Origin of the sequence: Thalassotalea insulae, assembly GCF_030161395.1 — a bacterium.
Taxonomy (GTDB): domain Bacteria; phylum Pseudomonadota; class Gammaproteobacteria; order Enterobacterales; family Alteromonadaceae; genus Thalassotalea_E; species Thalassotalea_E insulae.
In genome coordinates this window covers 183,432-199,588 of record NZ_BSST01000001.1, presented here as the reverse complement: position 1 = coordinate 199,588, position 16,157 = coordinate 183,432, and the positions used below count along the sequence as shown (strand labels likewise).

The following is a 16,157-nucleotide window of genomic DNA, read 5'->3' as shown; positions in this document are numbered from 1 at the left end:
TGCTCCTTATAAACTGAGAAAAACACCGGCAATAGCGGCGCTCATTAGGTTAGCTAACGTGGCAGCTATCATGGCTTTCATGCCTAATCTGGCAATATCATGGCGACGATTAGGTGCCATAGAACCGATACCACCTAATAAAATAGCAATAGATGACAGGTTGGCAAAACCACAGAGGGCAAAGGTGATTATCGCTTGTGTACCTGGGGTCAACGTATCTTTTATTTCAACAAAATTCACATAGGCAAAAAATTCATTAACAACGATTTTTTGACCGATAAAACTACCCGCATGCAGCATTTCATCCCAAGGTACGCCAATTAAAAAGGCAAATGGAGCAAATAGATAACCTAATAACCATTCAATCGTTACTCCTTCAAATCCCAGTAAACTAGCGGCATTTCCGACCAGCATATTTAATAATGCGATCAATGCAATAAAGGCTAATAGCATGGCACCGACATTTACGGCTAATTTTACTCCAGAAGCTGCGCCAGATGCAGCGGCATCAATGACATTTACGGGTTTATCATCAGCGTCACTTAAGGCAACATCGTCAGTTTGGATTTTATCCTGTTCAGTTTCAGGAATAATGATTTTCGCCATTAATAGGCCACCAGGTGCTGCCATAAAAGAGGCGGCTATTAAGTATTTCAGCTCGACCCCTAAACCGGCATATCCCGCTAAGATAGAACCAGCAACGGATGCTAAGCCGCCAACCATGATGGCAAATAATTCCGACTGCGTCATTTTAGCGATATAAGGACGCACTACGAGCGGCGCTTCCGTTTGACCGACAAAGATATTTGCGGTTGCTGATAATGATTCTGGTTTACTGGTTTTTAATAGTTTTTGTAATCCGCCGCCGATAATGCGAATGATCCATTGCATGATATTGAGGTGATAGAGCACAGCAATTAACGATGAGAAAAAGATAATAACCGGCAATACTCGAACGGCGAAAACAAAGCCGACGCCATTTTCAAACATAGCATCTGTGCCTAAGCCACCAAAAATAAAGTTAATGCCGGCTTTTGCACTATCAATCACTCCTTGTACGCCATTAGTGATTGATGCCAGAACATCTTTACCAAATGGCACATATAGCACAAATGCACCGAGTAATAGTTGCAAGCCAAAAGCAAATCCGACGGTTCGCAGATTGATCGCTTTTTTATGATTGGAAAGTAGATAGGCGGCCAATAAAATAGCGGCAATGCCAAATACTCCATGGAGTGCGCTTAAATTCATAGTATCCCCATACATTTTTATTATAATTTTATGATATATGTTGTTGAATAAGTTGTCTTATTTTTGCTTTAAGTACTTCAATTGCCATGCGGTTTTTCCCGCCTTTGGTGATCACTATATCAGCCCAGGCTTTCTCTGGCTCAATAAATTGATAGTACATAGGTCTGACCGTTTCTAAATATTGTGCAGTGATAGACTCTAAACTACGGCCTCGTTCTGCAGTATCACGTTGAATACGGCGAACTAAGCAGATATCGAGCGGTGTATCCATATAGACTTTAATATCAAAACAGTTTCTCAAGATCGGATTGGTAAAGAGTAAAATACCTTCTACCAGAATAATCGGGGTTGGCTGTATTAAACTGGTTTGCTTAGTACGAGTATGTGTTTGATAACAATATACTGGCATTTCTACCGATTGGTTATTAAGTAATTTCGTCAAGTGTTCAGATAATAACTCATGCTCAAATGCATTTGGGTGATCGTAATTGGTTTTTTCCCGCTCATGTAATGGTAAATGATCTTGCGCACGATAATAGGCATCTTCTTTTATAATGGTGATGCCTTGGGCGCCAAGTTCGGCGAGCAATTCGTCAAATATTGTTTGGGCAAAAAGTGTTTTCCCTGAAGCTGAAGCGCCGGTGATAGCGATAATGGTTGGTTTAATTGTATGCAATGCCTTAGCCTTAGGTCTTGGTAAATATCAAAAAAATCAGTAATAGTACTTATTATGAACGAATTAATGGGAAAGTCGCCAGCAATGATTAGCTTGAGGCGTAAATTATTACCGGTGAAATTCGATGTTCTGTTTAAGTACGCTATAACTATTTAACAGAAAGTGGTAAATTAACATAACTTGACTAATTGGTCATGAAATAATTTATTTAAGTGATATAGGTAGAGAAATGGCAAGAGCAATTATTTTGGTTATGGACAGTTTTGGTATTGGGCATGCACCTGATGCCGATAAATTTGGTGATGTACCGGCGAACACGTTTGCTCATCTTGCTCAGTATTATTATCAGGAAACAAAGCAACAAATTGCTTTGCCACATTTGGCGTCTATGGGACTGGTAGATGCCTGTTTAGCAGCGGGTAAGGAGCAATTCCCTATAGCCAATTATCAATTGGCGAAAGGTGCCTATGGTTATGCGGCAGAGATAAGTAGTGGTAAAGATACACCAAGTGGCCACTGGGAAATGGCTGGGGTGCCAGTGTTATTTGATTGGGGCTATTTTCCTACCACTACGCCATGTTTTCCAGAAAAGTTATTAAGTGAAATTTACCAGGCGACGGGAATTAATGCCGTGCTGGGCAATTGTCATGCATCCGGTACTGAAATTATTGCTCGTTTAGGTGAAGAGCATGTCAAAACCGGAATCCCTATTTGCTATACCTCTGCCGATAGTGTGTTTCAGGTGGCGGCACATGAAGAATATTTTGGTTTAGATAAACTTTATCAGTATTGTGAAACGGTACGTTCGTTATTAGATGATTATAATATAGGCCGTGTTATCGCTCGGCCATTTGTTGGAGAAACTAAAGAAGATTTTGTTCGTACCGGTAATCGACGTGATTATTCGGTCTTACCGCCATCGCCTACTGTGCTTGATAAATTAACCCTGGCTGGCGGTCATGTGATCAGTGTTGGGAAAATCGCTGATATTTTTGCTCATCAGGGCATAAGTGAAAAAACTAAGGCAACCGGTATTGATGCTTTGGTTGATGCCACTATTGAGCACCTGAAAACAGCACCGGAGAAAAGCTTAATTTTTACGAACTTGGTCAATTTTGATCAGGATTATGGTCACCGTCGTGATGCCATAGGTTATGCTGAGGCGCTTGAGGCGTTTGATCAACGATTACCGGAAATATTTGCCGCGATGCAAGATGATGACTTGTTGTTTTTAACTGCGGACCATGGCTGTGATCCTACCTGGCATGGTAGCGACCATACGCGTGAATATGTGCCTATGCTCGCTTATCATCACAATATTGCTTCCGTTGATTTAGGGGAAAGAAGCACTTTTGCCGACTTGGGACAAACAATTGCTGAAATGTTCGATTTACACCAATTGGATTATGGCAGCAGTTTTTTGCAAAAGTTGACCTTTAAGTAAAGAAAAACCGCGATTTTGCGTTATAATATACGCGGTTAACTATAATAATTGGTTAAAAAATATCTATCAGTCCTTGGGAGAGAACTAAATGAAAGTGTTCGGACGAACTACACTTGCAACTAGCGTGCAGGTGGCAATAATGGCAACTGCCTTTGGCTATTCTACGACATCGCTTGCTGAAGAAAGTAATGCAGAAAAAGAACAACAAGGTTTAGAAGTCATTGAAGTAACAGCTCGTAAGCGAGTGGAAAATGTTCAAGAAGTACCCGTTGCCGTTTCTGCTTTGCAGGGGGATAACCTTAATGCTTATAGCTCTGCAGCGATGGACATTCGCTTTATGAATGCCCGTATTCCAAGCTTGTCGGTTGAGTCGTCATTTGGCCGTACTTTTCCAAGATTTTACATGCGTGGCTTAGGTAATTCAGATTTTGATTTAAATGCCTCTCAGCCAGTGTCATTAGTTGTTGATGAAGTAGTGCAAGAAAACCCTATTTTAAAAGGTTTCCCGGTATTTGATGTCGCCCGCGTTGAAGCGTTAAGAGGACCGCAAGGAACCTTGTTTGGCCGCAATACGCCAGCAGGATTGATCAAGTTTGATTCAGTTAAACCTTCACAAGAATTTGATGGCTTTGTTTCGTTATCTTATGGTAGCAAAAGCACTTCTGATTTACGTGCTGCCGTTGGCGCTGGATTAACAGATAAATTATCTGCCCGTATTTCTGTTTTACGTCAAGACAGAGATGATTATATTGATAATGAAGCACCAGGTTTTGAGAAAAAAGATGTCTTAGGTGGTTATACCGATCAAGCGGCACGTATTCAGTTTTTATATGAAGGTGATAATGTTAATGCCTTATTTAATTACCATATGCGTGATTTAGACGGTAAGCCGGTGACATTCTATGCTAACGCGTTTAAATCGGGTAGCAACGATCTCGTCAAAGGCTTTAGTCGTGATAAAGTGACTCATGATTCTGCGGAACGTGCGACCCAACAAGTAGAAATGGAAGGTGCGAGCTTAAAGTTAGAGTTTGATTTAGGTGAGTATACTGTAACCTCGGTCACAGGTTATGAAAGTGCAGAGCTTTATTCACGTGCTGACGTTGATGGTGGTTATGGTGCGGTTTATGCGCCAACGCAAGGACCAGGTGTTATCACCTTAGATTCTGAAACGGCAGACGGCATTCCAGACCACTCACAAACAACGCAAGAATTACGTTTAACCAGTAATTTAAGTGGGCAGTTTAATTATCAAGTGGGTTTCTTCTACTTTAATGAAGATTTAACCATTGAAAGTTTCGCCTTTGACCCGTTATTTAGCAACGGTGCACAAACCGGGTATGTTATTCAAGAACAAGATACTACCGCTTGGGCGGTGTTTGGTTCATTTGATTATGACGTGAATGATAAATTATCAGCCACCTTAGGTTTACGTTATTCAGATGATGATAAAGAGTATAAAAATCAACGCACTAAAAGTCCATTGGCTTGGTTAGGTTTCCCAGATGAAGTCTCTGGCTCAGTGAACCCTAGTGATAGTCATGTCAGCTGGGATTTAAGTGCTACTTATAAGTACACTGACGATATTAATCTTTACGCGCGCATTGCCAACAGTTTTAGAGCACCAAGTGTTCAAGGGCGTTCATTGTTTGCACCTGATGACGGTATTTCAGTAGCAGACTCGGAAACAATTACTTCAGTTGAAGCGGGTGTTAAATCAGATATCTTAGATGGTTTTGGTCGCTTAAATTACTCGGTCTTTTATTACAACATGGATGACCAGCAATTAACATCGGTTGGTGGTGACAGTAACACTGCTCGATTACTAAATGCTAATGAAACGAAAGGTTATGGTTTTGAAGTCGATTCAGAATTCATGTTATCAGATAACTTTTTTGTGACTGCCAGCGTTAGTTATAACAAAACTGAGTTAAATGATAATAGCTTATCAGTACCTGTTTGTGCCTTATGTACTGTGACAGATTCAGTTGTTGATGGCCGCGCTATTGTTGATGGTAATAGCTTACCGCATGCGCCTGAATGGATTATGGCAGTGACGGCACGGTATATGAAAGAAATCGGTGATGGTGAGTTTTATATCTATACCGATTGGTCGTATCGTGATGATATCAGCTTTTTCCTTTATGAATCGAAAGAGTTCACTGGTGATTCATTGTTAGAAGGTGGTATCAGAACCGGTTATAACTGGTACAGCGGTGATAATGAGTATGATGTAGCACTCTTTGTTCGTAACATTACGGATGAGCAGCAAGCTATTGGCGCCGTTGATTTTAGTAACAATACCGCGATTGTAAATGAAGAGCGCTTTGTTGGCGCTGAGTTTAAAGTGAGCTTTTTCTAGACTGCTTTAACTTAATGTAAAGGAATTAAAAAGGGCTAACCTCGGTTAGCCCTTTTATGTACAGGATGTACGATATGTCGCGGGTTCATGGATGAACAGGAGCGTGTGTTCAGAAATTATTGTTATAAAATACTTTCTAACGTTAATTCCATCATATCTTTGAAAGTGTTTTCACGCTCGTCGGCGGAGGTTTGCTCGCCGGTTTTAATATGATCACTGACGGTAAATACTGCTAATGCTTTTTTGCCTAGTTCTGCAGCTACGCCATATAAGCCGGCGGCTTCCATTTCTACTGCTAAAATGCCCATGTTTTCCATGGTTTTAAACATTTCTGGTTGCGGGGTATAAAATAAATCAGCGGTAAAGACATTACCTACATGAACGGGCTTGTTGATTTTATCCGCGGTATTAACCACTTTTTGTAATAATGAAAAGTCAGCACTGGCAGCAAAGTCGCAGTGGTTAAAACGTTGACGGTTAACATTGGAGTCGGTACTTGCAGTCATACCAATAATCACATCGCGTACTTTAATATCATCACGTACTGCGCCACATGAGCCTATGCGAATGATATTTTCAACGCCATATTCTTTGTATAGTTCGGTGGCATAAATAGAGATTGATGGAATACCCATACCTGAACCCATTACCGAAATAGGTTTGCCTTTATAGGTGCCGGTATAGCCATACATATTCCGCACACGGGTAATGCATTTGGCGTCGTCTAAAAAATTTTCTGCGATAAACTTCGCGCGTAGTGGGTCGCCTGGCATTAATACCGTTTTGGCGAATTCGTTTGCTTTTGCTTCTATATGAGGTGTTGTCATGAGATATAACCTTAATTAAAAAATTTATCTCAGTAAGTTTCTAGCAAGTGTCTGATAAGACAACTTCTATCAAGGGTTTTTTACTGATGTGTTAAAGAGTCTATAGATTATGGACTATTTTAACTAAAAAAGCGTTCGACGATCCAGTGGTATGCGCTACCACCTAAGTAGATGCCAACAATTCCTGCGATACCGGATAAAACCGGAGGAGCGGGTAATGGCAATTTAATGACTGAGAAGATGAGCCCAACGATGGTGCCGGCGAATAGTGCTAATAAGATTTCTGTCATAGAAACTCCTGTATGTTAAGGGTGAATGTAAATTTTATTATTGTTTAATATCGAGCAAAGCTTGTTTTTCACTTGCTGAGAGAAAACTAGCCTGTAATGCATTTTTTTGCAACTGAGTAATTTGTTCATCAGTTAAGCCTAACAGCGATTGAGCAAGCGTAAACTCATGTGTTAATTCAATGTTTTCAACTGCAGGATCATCTGTATTTAAGCAGACTAATAAATCATTGGCTAAAAATGTGGTGATCGGGTGCTGAGTTAAATCATTAATAGTGCCTGTTTGGTAATTTGAGGTTAAACAAGACTCAATCGCGACATGATTATCACGCATATGATCCATAAGTTTTTGATCGTGCTGACAAGCGACACCGTGTCCGATACGTGTTGCACCAAGTTCGTTAATTGCTTGCCAAACGCTATCACTACCGGCTGCTTCCCCCGCATGCACTGTCACTTGTAAGCCAGCATCACGTACTTGTTTAAAGTGTTTGGTAAATAAATGACCAGGAAAGTTTCCTTCGTCGCCGGCTAAATCAACCGCAGTGATACTTTGCTGGTGAGCTAAAATAGCGTCTAATTCATGCTGACATTTTTCTACACCAAAAGTACGGCTTAAAATGCCTATCAGGTTGATCTTGACGTTAAAGTCTTGGATGCCTGAATTAACACCATCAATGACGGCAGCGACGACATCGGCGGTATTTAATTGGTGTGTTTTTGCCATATAGTAAGGAGAAAAGCGCAGCTCCGCGTAGTCGATGCCGGCGTGAAATGCGTCTTCAACATTTTCATAGGCAATGCGCTTACAATCATCTAAGGTTTTTAGGACATTAACTCCCCAATCCAATTTCTGCAAAAATGCTAATAAATCCGCTTCGCTGTCTTGAATTTGGACAAAAGGTAAGAAGTCGTCAAAATTTTCACACGGTAGTTGAATTTGATGTTGCTGTGCTAATTGCCAAATTGTTTTCGGGCGAATATTACCGTCTAAGTGACGGTGTAAATCAATAAGGGGTAATCGAGAGTTAACCATGTTTTATCAGATCCTTCGTTGAATTATTGTAGCCAAAAATCAATTGGGCGCGTTGTGATACCAAATCTATTAAATGTATTGCCAAAGGGCGAGTCTAAAAGGCTTATATGCCGCGTTACTTCTTTTGGCAAGGAAATAGCGATTCTCTTCAATCAATGCCTTGCCGCTAAGGCTTTTAATTCTCGCTGAGAGGGAAATCACTTAAAAAACTTAGTATTATTTATTATATCGTGTTTTTCTGAATTTATGTTGGTATTAGAGTAATAACACTGATAAATTAGTGCTGGGTTAATTATCTAGGTGTCTAGACGTACATTACAATAAAATTTACACATAAGTAGTATAAAGAGAAACAACTATGTTCTATCAAACCGACGACGTTCGTATTGAAAAAATCAAAGAGTTATTGCCTCCCGTTGCTTTATTGGAACGATTTCCCGCATCAGAAAAAGCGTCAAAAACGGTTTTTTCAGGACGTGCAGCGATCAGTAATATATTTAATCATCAAGATGATCGCTTGTTAGTGGTAATTGGGCCATGCTCTATTCATGATCCCAAAGCAGCACTTGAGTATGGTGAACGGTTAGTTCAGTTGCGTGAAAAATATCGTGATAACCTTGAAGTGGTTATGCGGGTCTATTTTGAGAAACCTCGTACTACCGTTGGTTGGAAAGGACTTATTAATGACCCTTATATGGATAATAGCTTTAAACTCAATGACGGGCTTCGTATAGGACGTAAGTTGTTGGCAGATTTAAATGGCATAGGTTTGCCAACTGCCGGTGAATTCTTAGATATGATCACACCACAATATATGGCGGACTTTATGTGCTGGGGGGCTATTGGTGCACGGACGACTGAAAGCCAGGTACATAGAGAGTTAGCTTCAGGTTTATCTTGCCCGGTTGGTTTTAAAAATGGTACCGATGGCACCATTAAAATAGCCATTGATGCTATTGGCTCAGCCAGTGCTTCTCATCACTTTTTATCAGTGACAAAATATGGTCATTCAGCGATAGTGCAAACCACGGGTAATAAAGATTGCCATATCATTTTGCGTGGTGGTAAAAAGCCAAATTATGATGCTGAGAGTGTTCAACAGGTCACTGAACAGTTGGCGCAAGCCAAGCTCAATACTAAAATTATGATCGATTTTAGTCATGGTAATTCCAGTAAGAAATTTCAAAATCAACTGTTAGTTTGTGAAAACGTGAGCCAGCAAATTGCCAGTGGTAATCAGGATATCTTTGGTGTGATGGTGGAAAGCCACTTGGTTGAAGGTCGACAGGATTTAGTCGATGGTCAGGCTGAAACTTATGGTCAGTCGATCACCGATGCCTGTATTGGCTGGCAAGATACAGAAAGGCTACTGGCGCAGTTAAATGATGCGGTGGCACAGCGAAAAGCGGTTTAAAGTAAATGATTACCGAGTAAAAAGCCGCTAATTTTAGCGGCTTTTTCATTTTAATCTTATTCCTTACTTGCCGGAATAAATTCCCCTTGTACTGGCTGTTTAATGCGGCCATTGACTAAGTTTTTTAGCCAGTCGATATAATCGTCTAAATTCATAGGCTTGGCATAGAAATAGCCTTGTCCAATATCACAACCAAATTTGCGTAACGTATCCTCATCAGCTTGTGAGTTGATGCCTTCAGCAACAACTTCCAGACCAAGTCCTTTCGCCATTTTTACCGTCGTTTCGGCAATGATTTTTCGTTTATTATCGTCGTTGACGTTTTCAACAAACTCTCGATCTACTTTTAATTCTTGAAATGGTAGGTGGCTGATTTGTGACATAGTGGAATAGCCGGTACCAAAATCATCGATGCTAATAGTGACGCCGAGTTCTGCTAATTCTTCTATGAGTTTTAATGCGTGATCGTTGTAGGCAAAAGACGCTGACTCAGTGAGCTCAAAGATGATTTTATCGGCGGGAATATTGGATGCGTCAATAATGTCTAAACATTGTTTAAAGAAATGTTTAGACGCTATGTCTTTACCGCTGATATTTATAGAAACCATATGGTTATAGCCATATTCTTCACTCAATATTGCTTGCTGTGCCAATGATTGTTGAATAACCCACAAAGTTAATTGATTAATCAATCCCATGTCTTCAGCAATGGGAATAAACACGGATGGTGGAATAAAGCCTTCTTTCGGGTGCTGCCATCGCAATAAACATTCACTGCTACAGACTCGTAAGGTTCGCAAATCGATCTGCGGTTGGTGATAAATATTAAGCTGGTTATTTTCTAATGCCTGTTTTAATTCTCCAGTGAGCTTTAATAAATAATTAGCATGATCGCTTGATTCGGGTTGAAAAATTGCCCACTTTATTGCGGTATTTTCACCTGAGTTTGCCGCTAATATGGCGTGATTGATCAATTGATGGCTTTTAGTGCCGTGCTGCGGGTAAGTGGCTGCGCCAATAACTGCGGACAATGGCAGTTTAATATTATCCACTTCAAAATTTTCATTGATCACTTGCTGAATCGAGTGGACTAGAGTTTCTAACGACTGTTTATTGCGTTTGTTGTTAAGAATAAAAATTAAGCTGTCATTGTTGATAAAGCAAAGCTTTTCTTTTTTATCGGTTAAAGGATAAATCGCATCGTTAAATTCAAATAACGATGAAAGTTTGATAAATAACCGTTGAAATAAATCGGTATTCATTGAGTCATCGATGTAAAGCGCGACTTTCTCAATATGCTCAGGCCTGACAACGATAACAGTGAAGTCCTGATTGGCTTGTATGCTTAGCTGATTAATAAAGCGTTCAATGTTAGATTTCCTCGGTAATCCGCTGGCAATGTGGTAGGTAATATCGGATAACCTGTCTTGTTCATGGCGTCTCATACGTTCTGCTAACGCAAATGCCATTAAGGTTACTTCAGCCATTACCGCAAATAGAAATGCGTTGCTGGTAATAAATGAATAACTAAGGTAATTAAGTAACACTAAAGGTTGGATTGCTGCTCCAGCAAGTAGTGGAAACCAGGATAAAACATAATATTTTGCCCAAGAAAAATCATTGCGTAATCGTCGAATTATTAAAAAGAGGGCAAACAAGTAAACTACTGGCTGTAATGAGAAAAACAGCTTTGTTTGTGCAATAGTATCTAAAGTCAGTGAATATAATGAGCAGCCTATAAGTGCTATGCAAAATAGTTTACCAATTCGGTAGGTGTGTTTACTTTGCTGATGATAACGGAGAAAAAATAAGGTAAAAGTTAATAAAAAAATCACCAGATAATAATCAATAAATAGCAGGTATTTATTAATAAATGCTTGAGTGTCGGTGGAAAATATTAGGTAACCAAAGCCGGTCAAACTTGATAGTACTAAGGTCGCACTAATGAGGTAGCCGATATAAATTAAATAAACACTATCTTTGATGGCAAAATACAGTACTAAATTATATAGCGCCATTAGCAGCACTATTCCGATAAAGGCACCGTAAATAACCTGAGTGTATAGCAGTCTATGGTGAAATTTTTCTTCTGCTAATACCATAACCGGCACATTAGGCGGACCATCAGTTTGAATTTCTAAAATAAATGTTCTGCTTTCTTTTGCTGCCAGTGACAAATCAATATGTGGGTATAAACGATTAATGGTGCTGTCTTGTGATTCTAACGGAAAAAGTTGCAGCCCAGATGATGTCAGCGGATAAATGTTAAATGTATCTAACAAGCTGTTATCAGCATATAACACTAGTTTTTGCAGCTGGTTAGTATTGTTTGTTAGCTTTAGCTGCAACCAAACGGTTTGGCTTGACAATTGATAGGGAATTTTATCTGGAGTTACCGCAGTAAAACTTGGTAACTTTTCACCGAGTTCTTTGATGGTAAAGCGGTTATCTGGATCAATTAAATAAGCGTATTTAGTACTTACTTTAGTATTTGCATCTGTGTCGTGCTCTATTAAGGTGAACTTTAAATAAAGGTTAAATAGCACCGTAGCTACGATTGCAAGAATAAAGGCAACGGCGAGCGTGCGGATAAAGCAAGAAATTAAATGCAATAAATGAGACACGAAACACTTATTTATTTTATCTGTATTTGAGCTAACTGTAGCAAAAATAACATTATTTAGGGAGTTTTTCGCAAAATTAATTTATCTCTGGTTACTATCAACAGTTAACCAATTCAATTATATTAGCGAGCGGATCAAATATGGCCATATATAAGAGTAGAAAATAGGATGGTAGAGCTAGATAAGCAGTTAGATTTTATAATGGAAATGGATTTACTGAAGTCAGTTTATCGTCAGGCATTGGTTAAATCAGATAATAATCGACAAGAAAATAGTGCTGAACATAGCTGGCATATTGCTATGATGGCATTAACTCTTCACCCGTATGCCAGTGAGCCGATAGACATTAATCGGGTGGTTCAGATGTTATTGCTGCATGATGTGGTAGAAATTGATGCGGGTGATACCTTTGCCTTTGCTGCGGACGAAGCGTTAGCAGGCCAGCATGCTAAAGAGCTTGCCGCAGTAGAGCGAATTTTCGGTCTGTTGCCTGAGCAGCAATACCAACACTGTAAAGTCCTATGGCTAGAGTTTGAGCAGGCTGAAACGGCTGATGCCAGATTTGCCAAAGCTATGGACCGGGTATTGCCATTACTACAAAATATGAAAAATAACGGTGGCAGTTGGCGTAATCATCAGATAAAAAAAACTCAGGTGCTTAACCGTAATAAATACTTAGCAGGATCTGCACCTGCTTTATGGCAGCATGCTTGCCAGCAAATTGAATTAGCCGTACAACATGGCTGGTTACTCGATCAATAGCTTGAATGAATCGGTTGATCCTAAGTAGAGCTAAGGTAGTTAGATGGAAATAGAAATAGATAAACTCGCCTGGTTATCTCTTCGTGATGGCAAGTGATTGTGCGTCAGATCAAAAGATAAAGAGTTATTTTATATACCTGGCGGTAAACGTGAGCTCGAAGAAAGCGATAAACAAGCGTTAACACGTGAAGTCAAGGAAGAGGTGTGTGTTGATTTGCTTGTTGAAACTATTCGCTATGCAAACACTTTTACTGGGCCTGCAGACGGTGAAGCGGATAATTCTATCGTTAAACTGAGCTGTTATTTTGCTGACTTTCAGGGAAAACTTAAGCCTGACGCAGAAATCGCTGAACTAGCATTTTTAAGTTATCAGGAGAAGAATCGCTGTTCAGTTGCAGCGGCAAAGGTGTTTGACTGGTTAAAAGCCCATGCACTATTGGAGTGATCCTGGTGATATTTTTCATCGTTGTTATTAAAAAGAGATAGTTTGCCTGTGCATTATAAAACACATGGATACTTAGTTCATATTCATCAACAAACGGTTATTCATAATGGCCAGCGTAAAAATATCAGACCTAAAACCTTTTCTTTATTGATAAAGTTTTTAGAAAATCCTTATCAGGTACTTTCCAAGCAAGAGTTACTCACCTCGATTTGGGATGACGTTGAAGTGCAAGAACAGGTCTTATTTCAAACAATTACCGAGTTAAGACAGGTTTTTGCTGGCGACCTGGTGATAAAAACACATCCGAGAAAAGGATATGCCTGGGTAGCTCCCGTAGAGCTGATAGCGCCTGAAACAGAAAAACGGTCTTTCTTTAAAGCAATGTTAGTGCGTTTGAAGTTATGGCGTTACCCGCTAACAGCTATCACTATTGTATTACTATTAATGAATATCAGTTTTATTTATTCTTCCTATTGGAAATCTGCTTCAACGGTGCAGGGAGAGGCAGGTGAGTCATCAGGTTCATTGGTCATTTTACCGGTTGAGAATCAAATCAAAGATAACGATCACCAATGGGTGTATTTAGGGGCGATGGATCAGCTGGTATCTAGTTTGCATTCTAACGCTAAAATAGCCGTGATGGATACTGACTATGTCCTTGAAATTTTAAGAAATGCTGATTTGTTATCGCAGAAATCTTCTGACAAGATTGCACGGATTTTTCAAGTTTCTGGCGCTGGTTTAATTGTTGAAACTCAGTTGTCAGGGGCAAGTCATCAATATCAATTAAAATATACATTACATTTTAAGAATACAGCTAAACGTGGTGTTATTTTTCAATCCAATGTTAACGAAGCGTTGAATAAACTGAGTGATAAAATAGCCTCATATACCGGTCAAGATGTGAAGCATTTAGTGAAAGGAGAACATTCTGACTTTGCTAATGAGCTAATGGTGAGAGCACTTGAATTTAGTGAACAGGGTAATCATCTGGCGGCAAGTAAAGTATATCAGGGGCTTTTACAAATAGAGCCGGATAATATTGTTGCTCGAAGACTCATTGCAGATACTTATATGGAAATGCATCAATTATCAGCTGCTGAAAAACACTTATGGTATGCAGAGCAAATCGCGCAACAAGAACATTCACCTGAATTGGTGAAAATTTATTATTTATTATCGTATATAGATTATATCCACGGTGATTTAGAGCAAGCTAAAGCAAAAATTGCGACGGCTAATCAATTTGCAACTGAACATAATGACTGGTTATATCGTGGCTTTATTGCTCAGCTTAACGCAAAAATAGCGATACAAACGCAAGATTATCAAATAGCTCAGCAATCTCTTGAAAGTGCATTAAGCTATTATGAGGTGATGCAATGTCCGGTAGGCAAAAGTAATACATTACTAGAGATGAGTTTCTTAGCTCATTTACAAGAAAAAAAAGCGCAGACTCAAGAATATTTTGCTCGAGCCAGTCAAATAATCAATCAACATCAATTAACAATATTACAACCTAGACTTTCTTGGTTTTCAGAAAAAGTTAATATAAATCATCAGTTTGATAAAATTTTATAAAGTTTTATTGTTATTTTTGGCCATGCTTTTGCAGAGTTATATTGCTTTTACAATTAAATGAAACTTTGGAAAATCAATGATAGCAATATTCACAAGTCTTACCGTCAGTAACCCGCTCATTAAAATGATCCAACGTGTGCTTTTAAGCGTGTTTTTATTAACCAGTTATTGTTCTCATGCCCAAGCATTAGAAAAATATCCTCTGGCTGAGATGTTAACGATCTCTTCAAAAGTATTGCATGAACAACGCAAAATAGCTGTTTATACACCCGCCGACTATGATATTACTTCAGATCAGTATCCAGTGATTTACTTGTTAGATGGAGAGCATAACCTACTTTATACCGCAGGGATCATTAGTTATCTGCAGAAAAACCAATTTATGCCTAAAGCGATTATTGTTGCTATTAATAATGTTGATAGAGTCAGGGATTTTACACCAGTACCGTCAAAAGAGCTTTATGGTTTACCTCAAATGGGCGGTGCTGATAATTTTCTTCGCTTTATTGCCGAAGAACTTAAGGGAGAAATAGCAAAGCGCTACCGCATTGCGCCTTATAGTATTTTAATTGGTCATTCTTATGGTGGTATTTTTTCTATTTATAGTCAACAGGTTAAGCCACAATTATTTAATGCCTATATTACTATCAGCCCAAGCCTGTTCTATGATGAAAGAGCATTGATCAAATCTGCCAAACAGTATTTTTTGCAGGAAAAATCCGTCACACCACAGTTTATGTATATGACTGTTGCTGATGAATACCCTGAATTTAAGCAAAGTATAGAGGCATATGTAAAGGTACTGAAAGAGTCGGCACCCGAGAGCTTCTCATGGCACTATCAAGAGCTACCACAAGAAACTCATATGTCATCGTTTCATTTAGCTATGTTTGAAGGGTTAAAGTTGCTTTTTAAGGGGTGGTACCTTAGTGATGTTGCTCAGCTGCTTGAGCATGGAAAATTTGAAGACATTAAAGTGTATTATCAAAAATTATCAGAGAAATTTGGCTATCGTATTGATGTGCCAAGCGAAACCGTTACCGCAGCAGGATATTACTTTATTGCCAACAAACGCATTGATGAGGCGATAGAAATATTTAAAAAGCAGGTTAATAAATACCCATTAACTGGTGGTGTATATTTCAATCTTTCACAGGCATATAAAGCGAATAAGCAGTCTGACTTGGCAAAAGAATTTGTATCAAAAGCTTGCGAAATAGGCACACAATATCAAGATTTAGGTACACCGATGTATTGTAATGTTGCCAAAAGGATGCGGCAGAACCATTAATTATTTTATTTATTATCAATATCAGGTAGTTATTCCTTACACAGTTGTACTTATTGTCTATCTACTTACTGTGTAAGGAAAAGCTTTGAGTGACTACTTGAAATTCTTGTCAGCTGTTATCTTTAGATTCCTCTTTACCTGCGTTAAAAAACAACCG

The 16,157-nt window shown here is 39.1% G+C and carries 13 protein-coding genes; 7 read left to right on the top strand and 6 right to left on the bottom strand.

Features of this window, described 5'->3' with window-relative positions; translation table 11 throughout:
- Window positions 1–6: 6 nt before the first annotated feature.
- Entirely contained in the window at window positions 7–1,251 is a 1,245-nt protein-coding gene (locus QQK06_RS00950) for a NupC/NupG family nucleoside CNT transporter (RefSeq protein WP_284242644.1), read from the bottom strand.
- Window positions 1,252–1,279: 28 nt separating this feature from the next.
- Entirely contained in the window at window positions 1,280–1,918 is a 639-nt protein-coding gene (gene udk, locus QQK06_RS00945) for a uridine kinase (protein ID WP_284246550.1), read from the bottom strand.
- Between the two features lie 238 nt (window positions 1,919–2,156).
- On the opposite strand from udk, the gene QQK06_RS00940 reads away from it, so the two are divergent.
- Window positions 2,157–3,371: a phosphopentomutase gene (locus QQK06_RS00940; protein WP_284242643.1), complete on the top strand. Its 1,215-nt coding sequence runs from the start codon at window positions 2,157–2,159 to the stop codon at window positions 3,369–3,371.
- Window positions 3,372–3,459: 88 nt separating this feature from the next.
- Window positions 3,460–5,733, top strand: coding sequence for a TonB-dependent receptor (locus tag QQK06_RS00935; RefSeq protein ID WP_284242642.1), 2,274 nt, complete (start codon window positions 3,460–3,462; stop codon window positions 5,731–5,733).
- A gap of 122 nt (window positions 5,734–5,855) precedes the next feature.
- Here QQK06_RS00935 and deoD read toward each other — a convergent pair whose 3' ends face one another.
- The 3 genes from deoD to add form a co-directional block, all read right to left on the bottom strand.
- The gene (gene deoD / locus QQK06_RS00930) at window positions 5,856–6,560 is read right to left on the bottom strand and encodes a purine-nucleoside phosphorylase (protein ID WP_284242641.1); all 705 of its coding nucleotides are present in this window, start codon (window positions 6,558–6,560) and stop codon (window positions 5,856–5,858) included.
- 119 nt (window positions 6,561–6,679) lie between these two features.
- Window positions 6,680–6,850, bottom strand: coding sequence for a XapX domain-containing protein (locus QQK06_RS00925; RefSeq protein ID WP_284242640.1), 171 nt, complete (start codon window positions 6,848–6,850; stop codon window positions 6,680–6,682).
- Between the two features lie 37 nt (window positions 6,851–6,887).
- Window positions 6,888–7,883, bottom strand: a complete 996-nt coding sequence (gene add, locus QQK06_RS00920; protein WP_284242639.1) for an adenosine deaminase — start codon at window positions 7,881–7,883, stop codon at window positions 6,888–6,890.
- Between the two features lie 358 nt (window positions 7,884–8,241).
- On the opposite strand from add, the gene aroG reads away from it, so the two are divergent.
- A complete protein-coding gene (gene aroG, locus QQK06_RS00915) occupies window positions 8,242–9,297 on the top strand; it encodes a 3-deoxy-7-phosphoheptulonate synthase AroG (protein WP_284242638.1) in 1,056 nt (351 codons plus the stop codon).
- Window positions 9,298–9,353: 56 nt separating this feature from the next.
- Here aroG and QQK06_RS00910 read toward each other — a convergent pair whose 3' ends face one another.
- Window positions 9,354–11,921, bottom strand: coding sequence for an EAL domain-containing protein (locus QQK06_RS00910; protein ID WP_284242637.1), 2,568 nt, complete (start codon window positions 11,919–11,921; stop codon window positions 9,354–9,356).
- A 168-nt stretch (window positions 11,922–12,089) separates the two neighbouring features.
- Here QQK06_RS00910 and QQK06_RS00905 point away from each other — a divergent pair, with 168 nt between their 5' ends.
- The 4 genes from QQK06_RS00905 (at window position 12,090) to QQK06_RS00890 (ending at window position 16,000) form a co-directional block, all read left to right on the top strand.
- Complete coding sequence (locus QQK06_RS00905) at window positions 12,090–12,683, top strand: HD domain-containing protein (RefSeq protein WP_284242636.1); 594 nt, start codon at window positions 12,090–12,092, stop codon at window positions 12,681–12,683.
- 97 nt (window positions 12,684–12,780) lie between these two features.
- A complete protein-coding gene (locus QQK06_RS00900) occupies window positions 12,781–13,128 on the top strand; it encodes an NUDIX hydrolase (protein WP_284242635.1) in 348 nt (115 codons plus the stop codon).
- Window positions 13,129–13,176: 48 nt separating this feature from the next.
- On the top strand, window positions 13,177–14,709 hold the full coding sequence (locus QQK06_RS00895) for a winged helix-turn-helix domain-containing protein (protein WP_284246549.1): 1,533 nt from the start codon (window positions 13,177–13,179) through the stop codon (window positions 14,707–14,709).
- Between the two features lie 76 nt (window positions 14,710–14,785).
- Window positions 14,786–16,000 (top strand): alpha/beta hydrolase-fold protein, encoded by a 1,215-nt coding sequence (locus tag QQK06_RS00890; protein WP_284242634.1) that lies wholly within the window; start codon window positions 14,786–14,788, stop codon window positions 15,998–16,000.
- Window positions 16,001–16,157 lie beyond the last annotated feature (157 nt).